The organism is Paraburkholderia phenazinium, from assembly GCF_900100735.1.
In the GTDB taxonomy this organism is placed as follows: Bacteria; Pseudomonadota; Gammaproteobacteria; order Burkholderiales; family Burkholderiaceae; genus Paraburkholderia; species Paraburkholderia phenazinia.
Genome location: NZ_FNCJ01000004.1, coordinates 468063 through 488802 on the forward strand (window position 1 = coordinate 468063; position 20740 = coordinate 488802).

Below are 20740 nucleotides of genomic sequence, written 5' to 3' on the forward strand. Positions count from 1 at the left end.
CCGATAAACTGACAGCCACACTCCCGAACTGCCAGTCTGATCTCAGACTGGCGACCAAGCGGCATCGTGCCCGTGCGGCGCGGAAGCTAGTTCCTTTACTGTATTGGCTGGTCTAGGCGACATGGGCATGCGACGCATCGACATCAAAAAATTTAACGCATTGGCGGCGCACACACGTAGTCCGGCGGCGGCGTACGTGAGTCAGGAACTTGACTGGTTTGCCAACGACGACGAGACACTGCTGGCAACACTGCTGCTCGATACGGTGGATGGTGACTACGTGGGTGTTGTGCTGGGGCGAGACGAAATGGGGCGGTTTCGGTGCATTGACGTTGAGTCGAGCCTCCCTACGAAGGAGGACGCTGAAGCTTGGATCCAGCGGGCGATGGCGTGGCATGGCCGTGACAAGCAGACCACGTTTCCGCAGGGCGATGGGAAAAATACCAGGCCTCTTGACCTCTTTACGCCAATTGTCCCGCCCGGGAAATTACATCCCAGTTTTGTTAGGCTTTGCCAAAGCAAAGCGTTTGCTCCGGCACGTCGTCTGATTGCAGAGATCATGCCGCACTACGTCGATGTAGATGGAAATTTCGTCGAGCAGTTTCAGACAACGGGTTTCGATGCGAGGCTGTGGGAGCTATACCTGCATTCCTATCTGGTTGAGGAACAGCTTTTCATCGAGCGTGAGCACGATCGCCCTGATTTTTTTGTCAAGAAGTACGGTAAGTCCGTCGCGATCGAAGCCACTATCGTTGGCCGTCGTACCGATAGGCCGGTCTCATACTTCAAAACCGAAATAAGTCTGCCGCGCGATCACGAGGAAGTGCTACGCCGTCGGGAACACGAAATTCCGATCCGCTTCGGGAGCCCGCTTTTCAGCAAGCTCCAGAAACGTTACTGGGAGTTGGACCACGTCAAAGGTCTGCCGCTGGTCTTTGCCATCGCTGACTTCCATGACGACCAGTCGATGATGTGGACATCGACTGCGCTTATCGACTACCTCTACGCTGTTCGTCACGACTTCCACTTCGATGAGAACGGGCAACTGGTAATCACGCCGTTGAAGATCGAGAAGCACAAGGTCGGCAACAAAGAGATCCCGTCGGGCTTTTTCTTCCAGGCTGACGCCGAGCACATCAGTGCAGTACTCTTTTCGGCGAGCGGCACGATCTCAAAGTTCAACAGATTGGGCAGGCAGGCCGGCTTCAAGGTACCAGGTCACGTCATGGTACGTATTGGCACACACTACGATCACAATCCAAACGCCCACTTGCCCCGGCCGTTTAAGTACATCGTAGACGAAACCCAAAGCGAGACCTGGGCGGAAGGTCTGTCGATGTTCCATAATCCCAACGCGCTGCATCCCGTTCCAGAAGAGTTATTTCCGACCATCGCACACCACAGGTTCCGAGACGGCCAGATCCTCAGTACCTTGCCGGAATTTCACCCCTATGCCTCGCTTACGATGAACCTTCTTGGTAAGGAATAGGCGTCGAGCGTCGACCATGAAACGCTGATGTTTCGTTTGGCTCACCATCAACGCAGCGAATCGACGCCTACAACTGTTCCAGACTCGTGACTCCGACACGCTGCTGCGTCAAAGTTAGCTGAAGTACAGTCGGCTATCGACTATTGATAAAATACATTATGCATAGCCGTGCGCCACCGTTAATACCACCAACTTTGCCAGTCGAATTAAAAGAATAACCGATTTTAATCCATTCAACTGCGCACGGCACGGAGAAAAAAGGAAAACCCGTGTCAAACAGTTTAATTCCCACGCATCAAGAGCCACCCCGATCCCTCACTGCCGTCGAATTCCACCAGCTCGCGAACGTCCCGCCCGAGAAAGAGTGGTTTGCGAACATCGACAACGCCCGAACTAGACGCGCATATCAGATCGACCTGCGCGATTTCATGAACTTCATCGGCATCGCGCAGGCAACCGATTTTCGCACCGTCACGCGCGCGCACGTCCTCGCTTGGCGCAAGCATCTCGAAGCTCGCCAGCTATCCGGCGCGACGATCCGGCGCAAGCTCGCCGCACTGTCGTCGCTGTTCGACTACCTGTGCGAACGCAACGCGGTCTCGTTGAATCCCGTCGCCGGCGTGAAAAGACCTCGCGGAAACAATAACGAAGGCAAAACACCTGCGCTAGGTGACCATCAAGCCCGCGCGCTGCTCGATACGCCGGATCCCGACACGCTCAAGGGCAAGCGCGACCGCGCCATGATCGCCGTGCTGCTGTGCCACGGCCTGCGCCGCGAAGAGCTGTGTTTGCTCAAAGTTCGCGACATTCACGACCGACGCGGCGTGCCGCATCTGCGAATACACGGGAAGGGGAACAAAATTCGCTACTTGCCGGTGCATCCGGCGAGCGCCGAACGTATTCACGCCTATCTGGAAATGGCCGGACACGGCGCAATAACGGATGCGCCGCTGTTCCAGCCTGTGCGCAAGACCGGTGCGTCAATCACTGCCGATGGGGTCTACAAATGCGTACTCGCCTATGCTCAGCAGGCGAAGATCAGCGTTGACGGATTCGGCGTGCACAGCCTGCGCGCAACCGCCGCCACCAACGCGCTCGAACACGAAGCCGACATTGCTAAGGTGCAGGAGTGGCTAGGCCACGCGAACATCGCGACGACCCGCCTCTATGACCGGCGCAAGAGCCGCCCCGAGGACTCGCCTACTTTCAAGGTATCGTATTAGCAATCACATCGGCCACCCACGACCAGATTCGATCTCGGCACGTCGTTGAGATCGATCGTCGCAAGTCGACCCGTTTGAGTCATCGGGGCAAAGCCGACGACCGTCTGCTCACGGACTCAACTTGAGACGCTCGCGGACGCCGTAGGACTTATCGCACGGCGGCCTCTGAGGAGGGCGCGAAGTGCTGGCAGCGGTCGATGGGCAACACGGGGGAAGGTTCTAATTTTTTGCCTTTAGCCTACGCATCCCCCGGGCGTTGCCCCCTGCGTTTGAGTCAGCTCTGCGCAGGCGCAAGTCTGCGGGGCTCACGTTGCTGCGCCGATCCGCTTAGAACGATGTGCGGATCCCGACTCGCGCCACTGTTTGATTGTTGGCTGATGATTCACCGCCACTGTCGCCAATCAGCGGAAGAATGTTCGGGCCTGACATTTTTACGTAGACCGTCTGCAAATAACAGTCGGTGCGCTTGGACAACCGATAGTCAGCCATCAGCCCGAGTTGGTTCTGATGTGCGGAGGAGCGGTCTGTCGAAAATACGTTAGACACGTTCGAGTAACTGTACATCGCACCGACGAACCACTGTGCCGTAAGGCTAACTTTCGCGTTAAATTCAATGGTGTCGAATTTCAGTGTACTCACGGGGATCGTCGGACGGTCGACGATTTCAGTGTGGCTATACACGAGGCCGAGCGTGGCGGCTCCGATCGTGTAGTTTGCGCCTGCACTAGCGACGCGTTGTTGGGCGGAATCATATGGCGATCCTGTAACGGCACCGCTGGTGTTGGCGCTCGCATTGTCGATATCCATGAACGCCACACCGGCCGCCAGTGGACCATTCACGTACTTCGCGCCGACGCTCCACGCGCGGTTATCCGCGAACGCCCCCGCCTGATTGCTGAAACCGTAGAGGCCACCGAACTGCAATCCCGAGTAATTCGCGCTCGTGTATTTCACCGAGTTATCAATCCGGAAGGATTCTCCGGTATTGTCGTTGTCAAAAAGGTGCTCGAAAAGTGCACCGCCCCAAGTCCCGGTCGCAGTCAGCGGGGCGACGTAATCGACCACGGAATCATATTGTCGCCCGAACGTCACCCCACCAATGTTGTCCGAGGTGATGCCAACGTATGCCTGGCGACCAAACATCTGTCCGTTCGGAAGTGCTGTACCGTTGTTCAGGCTGAAGCCGTTTTCGAGCAGAAAGAGCGCACTCACGCCGCCACCCAGATCTTCCTGTCCTTTTAGGCCCCATCGATCGCCTTGCTGCTGCACTCCACTTACCAGAGCGTAGATGGAGTGTCCGCCGACATTGCTTGTGTATTGAAAACCTTCGTCAATCGATCCATAGAGAGTCACACTACTTTGCGCGTGGGCGATACTCGTAAGGACGCCTAGCGTCGGAAGGAGAAGATACTTTTTAATTCTCATTGGCACCCCGTGTTTTTATAGCTATACCGTCTGACCGTTTAATTTTCGGGTGGGATTGTACCGTGACAATCTTTCACCAAGATTTCCCGCAAAGGGTTATGCCGCACGCATATTGCGTCGCAGCGGACCGTAAAAAATGCACGCCACGTGCTGGCGTGTTGCATCCAATACACGTCCATTGCCTTCGGGAGGCGTTGCCGCGAGGCTGGCGTGCAGCCGTCAATGGGGACGGCCGGCGACGCCTATGACAACGCCATGTGCGAATCATTCTTCGGCACGCTCGAGACGGAGCTGCTGATGCGAGAACACTTCGCGACCCACGAGCAGGCCCGCGCACGCATCTTCTGGTTTCTGGAGGGCTGGTACAACATACGCCGCCTGCATAGCAGTATCGGCTATTGCTCGCCGCTCGAATTCGAAAACCTGCATTCGCAGGATCAAATGTCATCGCCGCGCGGGTTGCCCACCGCCGGGCAGCGCCATGGTCGTGACAGGCGACCCGCCGCCCGGCCGTGGACAACCCGCGACTCAACACTCCCCGGAGGTTCAACATCACACTAAACCCAACTGCAAATCTGTCCGTTGAACCGGGTCAATCTCAACTCGGTCTGAGACGTCGGCGTTGCAAAACGCTACTCAACTCCGCGGCGGGACATGCTGGAGAATACGTAGCAATCTCTCGCCCGATTCCCGAACGCTGGAAGCACCAACCATTTCCGCAACGTCCCCTCACACTGAAATCCCAGTTTCTCCAAAACTCGTCTTGAGCCCGTGTTTTCAACATCACACACCGTCCAGATTCTTTGGACGTTGGGCCAGCGCCATAGTGCCGAAATAGCGGCCCGGCCAGCCTCGACTGCTAGGCCGCGTCCCCAGAACCGCTTGCCGATTCCAAAGTGGATTTCGGTCTTGTGTCCCTCTGGGATTACGACAAATAAGCCAATCGGATCATCATCGTCGAGTGTGCTAATGACCCAGGAAAATGGCGCACCAGCTTCATCCCAAGCTGTGATGCACCACTGTTCGAGCATCGTCTCGGTGCGGGCGACATCCTCATGGGCGCGCCGCTGCAGGAAGCGTGTGCAATTCTGGGCTCCCGTGTAATTCTTGAATAGGACTGGTGCATCACCTTGTCGCGCGCGACGCAAACGCAGGCGCTCTGTCAGTAGCTCAACTCGATCCTCCATCCCGGTCCCTTGCTAGCGTCCATTTCCTAAGCTCGGATTGTCTCCAATCCAGGACCGGATGTCGAACGTCGCTTTCTGGCCGCGTGACGTCTCATGCAATCGGCATACGCAGCTTCAACCGCGCCAGGCTGCGATCGGCAGCGCGCGACCCGCTAGAGACATCCAGCGTTCTCGATAGCCGCCATTCGGTTACCAAGCCGAACGCGGAAGTTTGGTGTGTTAAGTTTTCGGATTATCGAACCGGATATGGAGCCCAGATGCGAATTCTAGTGGTGGGAGGCACGCTCTTTCTTGGTCGCCACATCGTTGAAGCGGCTCTGAAGCGTGGACATGACGTAACGATGTTCAATCGAGGCCGAGAAAATCCTGCATTATTTCCTGAAATTGAACACCTCGTCGGTGACCGGAATTCGAATCTGTCGACTTTGGCGAGCCGACAATTTGACGCCGTAATCGACCCCTCGGCGTATAACCCCGAGCAAATCGACCTTGTACTCTCTGCCCTCAAGGTGCCTCCGGAACACTACACGTTCATCTCTACCATATCTGCATATCGTAGCTTCCGGCCCGGCGTCCGCTATGACGAAGACGCCGTCTTGCTTTCAGGCAATGATGGTTATGGCGCGCTGAAGGCGAGGACGGAAACCGCAATTCAGGCCGCTATGCCAGGGCGCGTCGCGATTCTAAGGCCAGGCTTAATCGCTGGTCCTCACGATCCCACCGATAGATTCACGTATTGGATTCGCCGTCTTGACGCGGGTGGCCATGTACTTGTCCCCGGGCGTCTCGATCGCCCGATTCAGTTCATCGATGCACGAGACCTTGCCGAGTGGTCGGTGCAAATGGCCGAAGATAAGTTAAATGCCATCTTCAATGCGGTTGGCCCAGAATCAACGTTGACGATGAAACAGTTCCTCGATCAGTGCATCGAAGTCTCACAAAGCACAGCGCAGCTTGATTGGCTCACAGACGAGCAGGTACTCGCTGCTGGCATCGAAGGATGGACCGAACTTCCTCTCTGGTTCGCTGAAAGCGATGTCGCCGCCGGAGGAATTTTCTACGCTGATAATCGCCGTGCAATAGCGCACGGACTCGAATTCAGACCTCTGGCTCAAACCATCAAGGACACCCGGGATTGGAGCCGCGCGACCGGCGAGGTTAAAGAATCGCCCTTGCGGGTCAAAACGCTAAGTTCGGAGAAGGAACAAGCAACGCTTGCGCGCTTTGGTGGCTTCTAGGCGACATTTCCTCGCCCGTTCTGAGGGACAGCGCTGAGCCATTGCCGTCCGGTACAGATGGTCGCCGATCTCGGCGGTGGTATCGAACGACCGAAGCTGGCCGCGTGCATGGACCATGCGATGGGCATACGTAGATCGAAACTCGTGAGCAGACAATCGGCTCCATCGAAGGGCCGCTTAGGTTGAATCCGGGCTCTACCAGTCGGTGCGGTCGCTCGACGGCATTCTTAGAATGCGCGAAACAAATCGTCTTTCGGATATGGCAGTGCGAGTTCCGGCATATCGCACCTTCCGAAATATTGGGTGGACTTGGTTTCGGAATCGCTGGGCACCGCGGAGCCGCCGATGATTTTGCATTGAAACAGCGTCACTACGTACTCAACATGGTCGCCGTTTGGATATGTGTATCGGAACGATCGGCCGCCGAACACGCCGAGAATACTGTGAATTCGAACCGCATATCCGGTCTCCTCCATTACCTCCCGGACGATTGCTTCTTGCGGGCTTTCTCCCAGTTCAATTCCGCCGGCTGGCAAACTCCATGTCTCACCTGACGACTTTTCCTGAAGGAGCAGTTTGCCTTCGTTATCGTGAATCACGGCTGCAACGGAGGGACTCAATAGCAAATCGCTACCAACCTTTTTCCTCAGCCAATTGATGTAGGTTTCGTTATCAACGTGCAGCGACACTTTCACCCCCATGAGTTCGTAGTTGTCCGATTGAAAATCACCTAGCGGACCTCCTGCCGCCGCCCTGCCGGGCGACGGGGTTAAAGTGAGTTTGCCAAAACCGCTTTAACCGGTAGGAGGTCATCATGAACTATAGCGGCATTGACCTGCATTCGAACAACAGTGTGGTGAGTGTGATTGACGAAATGGACCGCGTGGTCGCCGAAAAGCGGCTGCCGAACGACCTCGTAAGGGTTCTGGCGTTCCTTGCCCCGTGGCGAGCTGAGCTGGCAGGCATCGTGGTCGAATCCACATACAACTGGTACTGGCTGGTCGACGGCCTGCAGGCGGCCGGCTTCGTGGTACATCTGGCCAACACCACGGCGATCAAAAATACGATGGGCTCAAGCACAGTGGTGACGAGACCGACGCGCGCTACCTGGCCCACCTGCTGCGCCTGGGCATCCTGCCTACCGGCACCATCCTGCCGGCGAAGCACCGGGAGGTGCGCGACCTGGCCCGCAAACGCATGCAACTGGTACGCAGCCGCACCAGCCACATCCTCGCGGTCGAGAACACAACGGCGCGTCAGTACGGCACGCGAATCACGAGCAATCGGGTCAAGCAACTGGACGAGGCCGCTGTCGACCAACTGCACCTCCCGGAGGACGTGGCACTCGCGGTCCGCGCGAACGTCGCGGTCATCACGACCCTCTCGGCACAGATTGCCATCGTGGAAAAGCGTCTTCAGGAAAAAGTCACGACACACGCAGACTATGCCCTCCTGACCACGGTGCCCGGTATTGGCCAGACGCTTGCCACTGTGATCGTGCTGGAAACCGGGACCATCGAACGTTTCGCCAGCGCCGGCAACTTCGCCTCCTACGCGCGGTGCGTGGACAGCCAGCGCATGAGCAACGGCAAGAAAAAAAGCGAAGGCAATACCAGAAACGGAAATCCATACCTGTGCTGGGCATTCATCGAAGCAGCCAACTTCGCGATGCACTTTAGCGCCGAAGCCAGGCAGTTCTACGAGCGCAAGAAAGCCAGGACGAATTCAGTGGTCGCACGCAAGGCACTGGCCCACAAGCTCGCCCGTGCGTGCTTCCACATGCTGAAGGAGCGAAAACCATTTGATGTCAACCGCTGCTTCGCATAAGAGTTACGACGGCGACCGGCAAGCCCTAATCGCTGACTGGCGAGAAGCCACCCAATTGAATGGGATGCCGTGCCGTCGTCCCCGATGTGCAGTAAAGCGGATCGCCTGCAACGCGAGCCCGACCTGGATTGGTGCCGGACGTTTGGCAACCACGAGTATTGTGCGAATTCATTGGACGTGTTGCGGCACCAACGTTCTTCTGGGGTGGCAGAGCCACCAGGGCGACAGGCAACCGATGTACGCCGATCGCTTGAGCCTGATGGGTGTCTGGCGCGATCCGTCGCAGCCATGAATCGAAGAAACGGGTGCGCTCGGCTACTGCATTCGGTCAGTGCAATCGAAATCGGCTGCTCAGGCAGTCGAAGGTGTTGTTTGCTCACTTGACACCGGGCCCGCTAATGGGTGTCAGCGATTCGTGGTCCTGCGTCGACTGACCGTTTGTGGGCCGGACAGCGACCTGTGCCCTACGCGCATTTCAGGCGATCAATTGCCGTCGAAGAAAGCAAACAACGTAACCAGCGTCGCGGCCGTCGAAACATGTAGGACGACATGCAAGGTGTTGGGGACGATTCCGTTACGTAACGGTAGGAACGAGTGCGTGTTGCCGAACATGAGCTGATAGCGTGCGGCGCGCTTTGCATCGGCCCGGACAAGGTAAGGAACCCACCATGCGTAGAGTTCACCTAGGAAGAGGGCAATATACGTACCCCTCAACCAACTACCGAGCCAATCCGGATACGACTGGCCGAAATACAGGCCGCTAAAGACCAAGCCTATGGTCCAAGGCACGCTCTGGATAAGCGTAACCAATATGAGACGTTGTAGCGTGTCTTGGCTGCGTACTGCTCGGACGTCGTTTAAGCGACCGAGCGGAATCCAGTCGTGGAACCACAGAAAGGCAACCTGCAAGACTTGCAGCGCTATCAAAACCATCTGAGCTTTCAGGCCTATTGAATTGACTGTCGCACCCGCAAGATTTTGCATATTCCTGATGACCCAATATTGAGCCTGATGATTTGCTGTGAGGTTCGAAGTTTGCAGCAGACATTATTTTTCAACAACCGTCTTTGGGCATTGATTTCTCAGATATGCTAAATAGATTTTCGATTGTCCGTTACATGTATTACGCGCTCCGCAACCTAATAGAGCCGACCTTTCGATGACAGACCCCGCGCCGCATGCACCTACGCAGAAGGGGATTGTCATCAATTCTGCCCAGCCCATCGACCGTCTCTTCCTGGCCGAACCTGGTCCGATGCTGAATGGATACTCACTCTGACGACAATGGCTTGACGCCGTCTATCTTTAGCGCAGAGATTTCGCGGCTGGAGTTTTGCGGCCGTATTTACAGCGCCACGGCTCACGGCTTGTGTAACCGCGGGCCAAGTCAAGCATCATTGCGCAGACGTCGTCTCCCATGCCCAAAAGAGATCAGGTCCGCGTAGAACTGTGCCCAATCTCATGCCGATCGTTCGGAAAGCGCAGTGATACGCCGCTGGCTGCCTTGACAAATTCGGTCTCGTGTACTTGAAGGATCGGCTGATTATTTTGAGCGCCACCTTCCAGAGAAAATTACCCTTTGTTTCAACTTCATTAACATTCTGTCTTTTTATAGTCTGTAGAATCCGACATAAGAACACCGTTTAAATACAGATAATCCAAAACGCATAATTCGGGAAGGGGATGGCAATGGGTGCGCAGGACATCGCGAAAGCGATTCAGGGTGGTTTGATCCAGCAGGACCGGCTGGTCAAACTTGATACGCCCTTTGCCAGCAACGTACTGTTGCCGCAGCGAGTGTACGGCCGCTCGCGTATCGGGCGCCATTTCGAATTCACGGTGGATCTTGTCTCGACGAAGAATGATATCGAACTCAAGAAACTGATCGCCCAGCCGGTCACACTGTGGCTCGAGCAGACCGATAAGAGCTACCTGCCGCATCATGGCTATGTGCACGCCGCACGCCGGCTTGGCGCGGATGGCACCCTCACGAGTTACCAGATCAGCTTCGCATCATGGATGTACTTCCTGAAATTCCGCCGCGATCAGCGGATCTGGCAGGACAAACCTGTGGACGAAATCCTGAGCGACATCTTCAACGCTCATCCCCAAGCGAAAGGCCAGTTCAGGTTCGCGCTCTCCAAGCCTTTGCCACCAAGATCGTATTGTACGCAATACGAGGATGACTGGAGCTTTGTCCATCGACTGATGGAGGAAGAAGGACTGTTCGGCACGTGGAAGCAGGGTGAAGACGGCAAGTCGCACACCTTGATAATCACGGACCGTCTGGACACCTTCGAGCCACTCGCCACGCGGATGGTTCACTTTTACCGCTCCGGTACAAATGGCGAGATCGACGGGCTGACTCAGTGGTCGAGCATGCGGTCCCTTCATAGCGCGGTCCTTACGACGCGTACCTTCGACTACAAAAGTCCATCCTCCGTCGCCAATCCGAAGGGCACCAATGTGCCGACGTTATCGCACGAGTTGTCCGAGCAGCTGGAGGCATACGAGTATACCGGACCCTATACGTACCTGAAGCAGGACCGTGGCGACCATCTGACCAAAATCCGCATGGAGGAATGGGAGTCGCGTGGTAAGCGATTTTATGGTGTCGGGGGCGTGCGCGGGATCGATGCCGGCCGATGGTTCGAACTGGTCGGACACCCGGAGCACGACCGCGATTCGGCCGACAGACGGCAGTTCGCGGTCATCGAAACGGTGTGGTTCGTAGAGAACAACATTCCGGTATCGAGCCACCATGCGAACTTTCCACACAGTCTGCAAGGACGGCTAGTCGAAGCCCATGCGGCCCGTGAAGGTGATAAGGCGTTCCGCGTGCCGCATCAGGATGGCTCCGAAGGCTTTTTCCTTGTCGAGATCGAGACTCAGCGCAAGTCGGTGCCGTATCGCAGCCCGTTCGAACATCACAAGCCGGTCATGCAGTTGCAGACGGTAACCGTGGTGGGACCGCGTGGACAGGAGGTCTATACGGATGAACTGGGCCGCGTGAAAGTGCAGTTTCACTGGGATCGCATCGGCCAGCGTGACGAGCGCAGTTCCTGCTGGATGCGCGTCGCACAGCCGTGGTCGAGCGCTGGCTTCGGCGGCATCCAGTTGCCGAGAATCGGCGACGAGGCGGTCGTGTCATTTCTCGACGGCGATGCGGACAGGCCGATCATCACGGCGCGCGTTGGGAACGGCGCGAACCGGCCACAGTGGAACCTCCCGGGGCAGCACGTGTTGTCCGGGTTCGTGAGTAAGGAAATCGGCGGCGATCAGAACAATGTCTGGCTCAAGGATGATACGACCGGGCAGGTGCAGACGCAGATCCGGAGCGATCACCTCGAATCGGGCTTCCACGCGGGGTACCTCACGCGCGTGAGCGAACCAGCCGGTCGCGGCGAGAAACGGGGTGAAGGCGTCGAGCTGCGCACCGACGGACACGCAGCGATGCGTGGCGCACGCGGGCTGCTATTGACGACCCACCCCCGCCCCGGCGCGTCCGGCGACGCATTCAGCGTTGACGAGGTCAACCTCCAGTTGGCCAACGCGCTGGATACCGCGACGAGTCTGGCGCAGTCGGCCCAGTCGGCTGGGGCACAGGATGGCGAACAGAAGGCTGCGGCCGCCTCCCTGAAAGCACAGGCGAAGGCGATCCAGGGCGGCGGTGCATTGAAGCAGTTCGAGCAGCCACATCTGGTGGCGGCAAGTCCTGCGGGAATAGCCACCAGTACGCCGGAGCAGATTCACCTAAGCAGCGGGAAGACCACCTCTATTACGACCGGTGAGCACGTATCGGTGAGTACTGGCGGCGGCTTCTTCGCCAGTGCGCGCAAAGCGCTGCGTCTGTTCGTCGCCGAGGCGGGCATGCGACTCGTTGCTGCGGCAGGCGATATCGATGTGAAGGCGCTGAAGGACAGCATCAACCTGCTGGCAAAGCTGAATGTGACAGTGACGGCCAGCAAGATCACCATCAGCGCGCAGCAGGAGGTCGAGGTCAACGGCGGTGGCAGCTATACCCGCTGGACAGCTGGACAGATCAAGAGCGGTACGTCGGGCGGCTTCGAAGTGCATTCGGCCAGCCGCACGTTCGTTGGACCGGACAGCGTGAGCACGCCGAACATCCCCGCACTACCGCCAGAGAAAGAACAACTACATTTCGCGTTGGGAGCGCTGCCGGGTGAGGCACATCAGTACGTGAGCGAGCCGTACGAACTGTACAAGGGTGGCGCAAAGATTGGTGAGGGTGTCACGGACGAATTCGGCAGGGTAGTGGTAAAGGATCATCAGCCCGGTACGCCGGCGTATCAGGTCAAACTTGCCAACGGCGGACAATTCGATCTGAAAGTGAAAGACGCGCTTCAGGGCGACCCCGATCATGTTGACCAGCGAAGCAATCGCGGCGAGCGTTTGGCCTGAGCCGGATATCGATGCACTTCAAAACAACCAGGGAAAAAGAACGTGGCACAGCTTCCTCTCGAAACCCATAACCCGATGGACGTCGCCATCGACGAAGCCGGAAGGAGCGCGCAGGGCTCCGTTCAATGGCTTCTTGAAACAGGCGTAGACGATGATGTCAAACCGACCACCGGCAATGACCTAGAGTTTTTCGTCTGCGGCGAGGAAGGATTCCAGTCGATAGCCTCCAAGATCATGGCGGCGCGTGCAACCGTCGACATCTGTTGCTGGGGTTTTGATCCCGGTATGGAGATCTGGCGCGGCGCCACAGCACCTGCTGGTGTCGGAGCCCCATACCCGAAAATGGGAACAATTGATCTCGACAAGGCTGTCCTCGGCAGTGCTGGAATACCTGACGTCATCAACCCCGCACAACCTGGCGGTGAGTCTGATGCCGTCTGCACAGCCTCCCCACCGCCTTCCGGTGTCTGGCCACGCGGGGTCGTCTATGGCGCACTGCTTGAAGAAATTACCCAACGTAAGGAAAATCCTGTCACCGTACGGTTGATGATCTGGTTCGACCCATACGGGTCGAGGATCCAGAACAGCATGCCGGGGTTCACGGACGTTCCAGTTGGCTGGACCAGCCCAGGGGAAAAAGCAGTGCAGCAAGATCCCCCTTACGCGAATTCGATGCGAAACCAGTACTGCGTTGACTGGTGGAAGCGAAACCTGCCCGACGGCGAAGACAAGCTCGACGGCAAACGAAGCGGCATCCGGACGAAGAATCAACGATTGCAGATTGTCCTGCGTAGCATTGCGAGCGATGACGTCAAGACGCTCATTACCACAGCCCCGAAGGAAGAAGATGCGCCCAGCACATACACCGAGGGTCCCAAAGAGACGTTGATTGGAACGAGTGAGAAAGGTCTGCTTGAAAATTATCCGACGCACCATCAAAAGCCGATCCTTATCGACTACAACTACGATAATGGCAGCAAGGCCGTCGGCTATGTGATGGGCCTGAACTCGGTGACAGACTATTGGGACAGAACCGCTCACGAAATCGATGATCCGCTACGGGAAGAGTGGACCCCCGCCAATGTTCAGGCCGAACTGAAACATGAGCAGGAAACGCAGGACCCGGCTGGCCCCCTCAGCAAGGCCGAGTACAAGCACACGAATCCGTACCAGGACTATGCATGCCTCGTGATCGGTAAGGCGTTGAAGCGGCTGCACCAGAATTTCGAGCGCGGCTGGAAACCGTTCGCCCCTGACGCATGGCAGAAACACGAACTGCCGAGTCTGCCATCGAAGATTCCGAGCCTGCCGGACGATCCCGCATATCGCGTGCAGATAGTGCGTACCCAGCCACATGAGCACGAGAAGAACATCAAGAAGGTCTACCTGCAGGCAACCAGTTTCGCCCGCAACTACATCTACATGGAGAACCAGTACTTCTTTTATCCTGAGTTTGCACGGCACCTGAAGCAGGAGCGACAGAAATTTCACGATGCGTGGGCGAAGCTGGCGAACAAACCGCAGCAGGACGCGCCGATGCTACACCTGTTCGTCGTCACACCACATCCGCAGGACCCGGGGATGGTCCCGCGCACCTACGACACGATGGCCGAACTAGGTCATGGCGATGCCTGGAAGGACGAAAGCGTCCTGTCGGACAAGGGCAAGACGAAGGAAAAGTACACGAATGACAAGGGCGAAAACACATTCCATCCTGAAAGCGCGCAGGAGTTGCAAGACACGATTGGTCTGAAAGTCAGTATCGCGCGGTTACGTACCAGCGGCATGACGGCCAATCAGGTGATGGCCTACCGCGAAATCTACATCCATGCGAAGTTGATGCTAATTGACGACGTCTTCGTGACAGTGGGGAGTGCGAACATGAACCAACGCAGTATGTCCGTCGACAGTGAGATCAATCTTGCAGCGACAGGACAGAAGTGGGCAGCAGGTCTTCGCGAGCGGGTGTTTTCCTTGCTTTCGGGCACGGCCACCGCCGGTAGCGGGGATCGTGATCAGGTGCCAGCGGTGTACGACACTTGGGAAGGGCGAATGAAAGACAACAACGATATTCGGAAAGAAGCCAAGGAACAAATGCAGGGATTCATTCTTCCGTTCATTGACCGCCGGGCGAAGACCGTATTGCATGCACAAATTGATGTGCCGTCGCCTACCAACGTCTCTAGTACCGCCTAAACGGAGTCGATCTGATGCCGATCGCGGCCCTCTGCAGAACCATTTTGATTGCCTTGTGTGTATTCGCCGTGAGTGTCCACGCGGAGTTGCTACCAACATCGTCCATCGAGCACAAAGTTGCCATGTCTGATCTTCCACGCTACGAAAAACTGCCACTGTTCAACCCTCACCGCACAACTTTCACCTGCGTCTATCAGGATCAGCACGTACCACCGGTTGATCCGCAGGCCGAATTGTGGTTTCAGCAAGCGTTAGCACTTGACAACCCGGACATTTACTACGAAAAACGTGACTATCCAAAGATCTATCAGCTATACATGCAGGCCGCTGATCGCGGTCACTGGAAAGCCATGCTCAATCTCGCCTCTTTGATTCTAAGCAGCTATCCAGGTGTGCCTCAACATGACCCCGAAGCCGCGATTGAATGGGTTGAGAAGGCAATGCGGTTGGGCGTTCCCGATGCATATGACATGATGGGCACGTACCATCAAAACGGAATGATCAAGGGCGGCGACGCAACCAGCGCCTATGCTTTCTTTCAGCAAGCCGCGGACATGGGCAGTCCATCCGCAATGACATTTCTTGCGGAGAAACTTGATGCCACACACGATGACCCAGACGGAGAATTCTGGGGCAATCTTCCGATTGCTACGCAAATGCTGGAATGTGCTCTGGCACAGGGCTACGGAGATGCCGCTGAAGAACTGGGGTTCGTCTATGCACGACCGAGAACAGCAGACGCAAAGCTTCGTGCACTAACTGTTCTCCATGAAGGGGTGAAATTGGGAAGCGCAAAGTGTGCCAGCAAGTTATCCATTGAGTTTGACGGATTTAACTTGACCAATGGTCGGAACCTGCCTGGCAGCATCGATAAGGCCAGAGCCGACAGGTATCGCGCAATCAGTAGATCCCTCGAACACTATCAAGGACGGCTCAAACTCCCGAACCTCGACAAGGTGCTCCCGCTGCCTCCAACTCCGCTGCCCAAGTGGGACGGCAACGTGCAAACGTTGATTGACGCTGCAAAGGCTGTGGCACCGTCGCCCAAGATACAGCAGGGTGCAGCCCAGCAAGGGCGCGAATTCATCCCGCACGGTTACGCCGTATCCCCGCTCTCAGAGAGCACGATTGCAGTCTCGGGTAGCCAGATTGTGCCCCACGCTGGTTACTGGCTTGCGCTATACGGCCCGGCATCGGCGAATAAAGCGCAGTTGCTTCCAGCCCGAAAGAACACCCCCGAGCGCTATCAGGCCGGCGAACGATTCGAAGTATCGTCATCGGAATGGCTCACTGCTGACCAGGTGCAGTGGCACTATCTCGGTGAAGCCTATGCCTTGCCTCCGCAACGGGACGATTTCCTGAAACATATGATTGACGCCAAGTTCCTGCGCGAGGTTCCTCAACCGGCTTCGCCGGTGCGTTGCAATGGGCGGCAACGCTGCCCGCAAACCGGCATATGGGAAGGCCGCGTTGCTGGCGATCATCCGCTGGCGATGTTGTACAACCGATGGGACCAACAGGCTTTCGTCGAAGAGGGGCAGGCTTTTCCTAGCCCAGGTGTACGTTTCATCGATATCGCTGCGGAAGATCTGCGATGGACGTATCTCGGTAGCCCCAACGTGGATACCGGCATGCCCGGTATCCACGCGATCGGTTTATAAGCGTACTGGTTGATCGCAACGCAGCACCCGTACCGGATGGAGAAAACTGATGGTTCGTCAGGTCATTGTGGTTGGCGACACGCTGGCCCCGCACGGCGGTTCCGTTACGACGGGCTCGAGTGCGGACATCGTCGATGGCAAGCAGATTGCCCGTAAAGGCGATACGGTCGAGTGCAAGGAGCATGGCACCCAGACCATCTCTGAAGGCGACGAAGCTGGCATGGTCGGCGGTCAGCCGGTCGCTCTGCAAGGCCACCACGCCGCGTGCGGGTGTACGCTCGTGAGCCGCGGCACGACCCTTTCCATAGGGTAGATACGAGACCCGGCAACGTCACGCGCCCCCCTTGTCTCACCACGTATGGTGCGGACAATTGGAACCGCATCACGTGTGAATCGAGGGCTTCATGCAGGACACTATCCTGACCGACGCAGCGCAATTCCCGCGCAAAACACATGGCGAGCCTGCCCGGATCGTTGATGATGACAGCATAGAGTTTCGTGAGGGCGAACACGTCACGATTCGCGATGGCTCCAGCCTCAGCACGGCAGGTGTGGTCTCCATTGCCGTTCTCGGCTCCATGGCGCTCGCCGGGAAACCCGTCCGCTGCTCGGGAGTGCTCCCGGGCGTCACACTGCTCGTTAGCACCGGCGCACTTCGCGCCCCAGGCGGCAACGAGGCGGATCAGGTCATTGACGACATATGGGGAAGGATTCGCCCGGGACTCGTCGACTGGCTAACCATGCGAACGTCACCAGCTGGCGTAACAATGGCGCTGGGCTCCGATATCCGCCTCGAGTTTGGCTGGGACGACCGGCATCGCGTGTGCGACGGCGCGATGCAGATCGATGTCGAGCACGATCCCGCGTTTGCGGCCGAGTACCCGAAACGACGCAGACAGCATCCGCTCGTCGAGCGGTCGCCTGAGCCGGTGGACCGGGCACGCAAGCAGGAAACGCAACTGCGTGGCCTGCTCGTCACTGCATTGGAGAAAAGCATCCAGACCAATGATGTTCTGTATGCCCGGCTACCCGCCTCTGTGCGATATCGTGCGACCGGTGCGCTCACCGCGTGGCGAGAGTTCCGCAAGGAGGCCGAGGCATTCGCACCGTCCAGTCTCGCCGCGATGCTGAAAACTGATCCACCGACAATGCTCGTTCGGGACTACGCTGAGATCACACGCCGGCTGCTGCCGCATGGAGTTGAGGACGTGCCACCGGAGAACCTGGCTGTGCATGCTTCGCACAGCGTCGTCTGGCAGGCGTTCGACGAGCGGCACGGTGTGCTGTACGAGCCCACTCCCGCCCTGCACCGGCTGCTGGACCAGGCGTATATCGCAGACGATGTGCCAATCGGCGCGCTCGAGTTGCCGGTCGAAACCCTATGCATCATTCCCGAACCATCACGCTGGGCACAAACGGGCGAGAGCGAGGCGATCGCGTTGTTCCGGGGCACTAAAGCAACCGCCAACGGCAGATCGCGCATCATTAGCGTCGTAACCTGCTCGCGAAGCGCGGATGCCAGACGGTCCATGGTGGTCGATGCGCTGGACCTGTCGCTGGACGATCCCGGCAAAACCATTCGCGAGTTGCTAGATGACGCGTTCAGTGAGCCCCAACCAGGCGACGGAGAAATCAGGCAGCACTGGCGACATGCACTCGATTACGCGATCAAGATGCTTCTCTACCTGACTGCACGTGATGCGCATGTCGTTCACGACCGGGACTACTCGGAGGCCCCCCGCGAATTTAGCGGTCTGGGCAAGCGCAAACGTGTGGAGCGCCTCGCACAGATCGAGCAACTGTACGATCGGCACATTGTTGGTCCTGCAATCCTCGATAGGGAATCGACAGATTCATTGTTGACTGACGGAGTACATCACGAAGTCCGCGGACACTGGCGTCGACCGCATTTCAGAATGCAACCACATGGACCGAATTCGTCATTGCGCAAGCTCGCATTTATTGGTCCAACGATCGTGAGGCCAGACCGCCTTGGTCTGTAAAGAAAAGGTGATCCCTTCGATGTGCTGTGACCTCGCTCCGGCTTCAGCAAATTGCCGAATAGTGCCTCGATCTCGGCGGGCTTGGCGTCGAACTGCTCCACGAGATCCTTGATGCGGTAACCGTGCCGCGTCAGCGTCGGTTCGAGGTCGTCCAGTTGCCGGGATAGGACCGACTCGACCGGCTTGGCCGACATGGGCCTCTCGCCAGTCCGGAATCCGGCCTCGAACGCGAGCGCCAGATGCAACTGGATTTGCAACGGTGTGCGCAGTTTCGTCGCCAGGAGGTCGGCCGCATCCTCGGCGAGAATCGTCTCGACAGCGGTGCTGCCGGACGCACACGCGCCCAGCAGCCAGTACAGGTATTCACGCTGGCTGTCGGCGATGTCATCGAGGGAGAAGATGTCGGTACCGTAGCCGATTTCCTCCATCGTCGCACGGCGCATCGCCAGCGGATGGCGCAGGTCAATCATGGCATCGAGATGGCTGCGGGAAAAAATCGACGGTGCTCATCAGCATGACTCGCAAACTCCCAGAAAGCGAACCCAATCAATATCGTTTCTGGGAGTTCGCTAAATCACGGTCTATCGCCGGAGGCTTGCCTGATCGGCTTCTGAAGGGCCGACTCATAAGGGTTTATGCGGATTCGACGGACATTGTCTGCTGTCTGACGGACTTATATCCTCTAAATAATACGGAAATCCAACACAACACACACGGCCTAAGCGGTATAAACACGCCGGCTGCGTATAGCCATAAGAAAAGGGGACCGGTCATGAAACGGGGAATTAAAGCGCTGATCACGCTCGGGAGCGTGATCATACTGGCGGCCTGTGCGACTCGCCTGTCGGTTACCGGAAACCGTGGAACGGAAAGCGAGTTGTCTAACATCGTCCAGATACCGCCGATCAATCCCGGACCGACCACGCAAGCAATCGACTACCCCGTCCTGTACGGAACGAATCGAATACCGATATATGCGGCTGGGGCAACGGGTGGCGAAGCGAGTACCGAGTACGGTTCAGCACGAGATTTGACGCTTCACTATGGGCGTGTATGGGTGACGATTCCCAAACACCACCAGATCAAGCCGGAAGAGTCCTGGTGGAGCGATTTCAAGAAGGGGGCCAACCCGAGGTTGACGATATCGCGTGTCGAGCCCGCCCAGAGTGAACAGGAATTCGTGGGATGGGCAGCAAATGCTATCGCGTCGTCCGCTGGCTCGAACGACGACTATATCGTCGTCTACATTCACGGCTATAACGACTCTTTCAAAGACGCGGCAGAGAGCGCGGCGCAACTTGGGGCCGATCTCGGCATACCGCCCAATCGAATGTTCATGTTTTCGTGGCCGGCACGGGGCGAATTGGCAGACTACACGTTTGACGAAGCGACCGTCGATGCCAGCGAACAATTCCTGCGTGAATTTTTCATGGAATTGTCGAAAAAGGTCGCGCCGGGAAAGAAGATCCACGTGGTCGCCCATAGCATGGGAAATCGCGCTCTCCTACGCGTCGTAGACGCGCTACTCCACGGCTACGACAAAGAGAAAATCCACTTCGGCCAAATCGTGCTAGCCGCGGCGGATGTGGACCGCGAGGTGTTTGCAAACATGGGGCAGGAGTTCGCCCAAGTAGCCGATCGAACTACGGTTTATCTGTCGCCTTACGACTTTGCCGTAGGCGCGTCGCAATTCTTCCATCAATATCCCCGAGTCGGTTGTGGTACCAGGCCACAGGTCGACATCAGCGGAATCGACAGCGTTGTCTCGATGCTCGACAACGATTTTCCGGGACACGGCTACATCGAAGACGCATTGCCCGTTCTCACGGACCTGCAGAGCCTGTTCGTAGCGGGAACGCCGAAGCGTCCAGTGGGCGACGTATGGAAGGTGTATCCCGGCCCTACCGGTAACAGCGAGTACTGGGTCGTCACCGCCAAGCCAAGCTGGATCCCTCGCATCAGAGCCTGCGTGACGGAGAACACCCTGGTGGTGTCCCCGACATCCATATCGCTGTCCGAATGGAAATAAAAATGAAGATCGACGGTCTGGTTAGCATCGACCGCCCGCA

At 57.2% G+C, this 20740-nt stretch carries 13 protein-coding genes and 2 pseudogenes; 11 read left to right on the plus strand and 4 right to left on the minus strand.

The annotated features are described in order from the left end of the window. Positions 1-127: 127 nt before the first annotated feature. Together BLQ92_RS12485 and BLQ92_RS12490 are read left to right on the plus strand one after the other, a co-directional pair. Positions 128-1489 (plus strand): glycosaminoglycan attachment protein, encoded by a 1362-nt coding sequence (locus BLQ92_RS12485; protein WP_175772266.1) that lies wholly within the window; start codon positions 128-130, stop codon positions 1487-1489. Positions 1490-1758: 269 nt separating this feature from the next. Further along, positions 1759-2712 (plus strand): tyrosine-type recombinase/integrase, encoded by a 954-nt coding sequence (locus BLQ92_RS12490; protein WP_208449352.1) that lies wholly within the window; start codon positions 1759-1761, stop codon positions 2710-2712. A gap of 327 nt (positions 2713-3039) precedes the next feature. Here the strand turns inward: BLQ92_RS12490 and BLQ92_RS12495 are convergent, their stop codons facing one another. After that, positions 3040-4137, minus strand: coding sequence for a porin (locus tag BLQ92_RS12495; protein WP_090684785.1), 1098 nt, complete (start codon positions 4135-4137; stop codon positions 3040-3042). Positions 4138-4302: 165 nt separating this feature from the next. Between BLQ92_RS12495 and BLQ92_RS40650 the strand changes: the two are divergent. Further along, positions 4303-4566 (plus strand): annotated as a pseudogene (locus BLQ92_RS40650) (transposase); the annotation flags it as partial. A gap of 203 nt (positions 4567-4769) precedes the next feature. Here BLQ92_RS40650 and BLQ92_RS41400 read toward each other — a convergent pair. After that, positions 4770-5324: a GNAT family N-acetyltransferase gene (locus tag BLQ92_RS41400; protein ID WP_090684787.1), complete on the minus strand. Its 555-nt coding sequence runs from the start codon at positions 5322-5324 to the stop codon at positions 4770-4772. A gap of 257 nt (positions 5325-5581) precedes the next feature. Here BLQ92_RS41400 and BLQ92_RS12510 point away from each other — a divergent pair, with 257 nt between their 5' ends. Continuing rightward, positions 5582-6562 carry an NAD-dependent epimerase/dehydratase family protein gene (locus tag BLQ92_RS12510; RefSeq protein WP_090684788.1) on the plus strand — a complete coding sequence of 327 codons (981 nt, stop codon included), beginning with the start codon at positions 5582-5584 and terminating at the stop codon, positions 6560-6562. A gap of 227 nt (positions 6563-6789) precedes the next feature. On the opposite strand, the gene BLQ92_RS12515 is transcribed toward BLQ92_RS12510, so the two are convergent. After that, a complete protein-coding gene (locus BLQ92_RS12515) occupies positions 6790-7257 on the minus strand; it encodes an NUDIX domain-containing protein (protein WP_244106178.1) in 468 nt (155 codons plus the stop codon). Between the two features lie 119 nt (positions 7258-7376). Here BLQ92_RS12515 and BLQ92_RS12520 point away from each other — a divergent pair. Next, positions 7377-8389 (plus strand): annotated as a pseudogene (locus BLQ92_RS12520) (IS110 family RNA-guided transposase). 483 nt (positions 8390-8872) lie between these two features. Here BLQ92_RS12520 and BLQ92_RS12525 read toward each other — a convergent pair. Then, the gene (locus BLQ92_RS12525) at positions 8873-9373 is read right to left on the minus strand and encodes a hypothetical protein (RefSeq protein WP_090684790.1); all 501 of its coding nucleotides are present in this window, start codon (positions 9371-9373) and stop codon (positions 8873-8875) included. Positions 9374-10078: 705 nt separating this feature from the next. On the opposite strand from BLQ92_RS12525, the gene BLQ92_RS12530 reads away from it, so the two are divergent. The 6 genes from BLQ92_RS12530 to BLQ92_RS12560 all read left to right on the plus strand — a co-directional run bounded on the left by BLQ92_RS12530 (position 10079) and on the right by BLQ92_RS12560 (position 20700). Further along, positions 10079-12811 (plus strand): type VI secretion system Vgr family protein, encoded by a 2733-nt coding sequence (locus BLQ92_RS12530; RefSeq protein WP_090684791.1) that lies wholly within the window; start codon positions 10079-10081, stop codon positions 12809-12811. Between the two features lie 42 nt (positions 12812-12853). After that, positions 12854-15007, plus strand: coding sequence for a phospholipase D-like domain-containing protein (locus BLQ92_RS12535; RefSeq protein ID WP_244106561.1), 2154 nt, complete (start codon positions 12854-12856; stop codon positions 15005-15007). A gap of 122 nt (positions 15008-15129) precedes the next feature. Next, positions 15130-16668, plus strand: coding sequence for an SEL1-like repeat protein (locus BLQ92_RS12540; RefSeq protein WP_090684867.1), 1539 nt, complete (start codon positions 15130-15132; stop codon positions 16666-16668). 49 nt (positions 16669-16717) lie between these two features. Further along, positions 16718-16981, plus strand: a complete 264-nt coding sequence (locus tag BLQ92_RS12545) for a PAAR domain-containing protein (RefSeq protein ID WP_090684793.1) — start codon at positions 16718-16720, stop codon at positions 16979-16981. Positions 16982-17072: 91 nt separating this feature from the next. Then, on the plus strand, positions 17073-18671 hold the full coding sequence (locus BLQ92_RS12550; RefSeq protein ID WP_090684794.1) for an AcrVA2 family anti-CRISPR protein: 1599 nt from the start codon (positions 17073-17075) through the stop codon (positions 18669-18671). 772 nt (positions 18672-19443) lie between these two features. Continuing rightward, positions 19444-20700 (plus strand): alpha/beta hydrolase, encoded by a 1257-nt coding sequence (locus BLQ92_RS12560; RefSeq protein WP_175773185.1) that lies wholly within the window; start codon positions 19444-19446, stop codon positions 20698-20700. Positions 20701-20740: the final 40 nt, after the last annotated feature.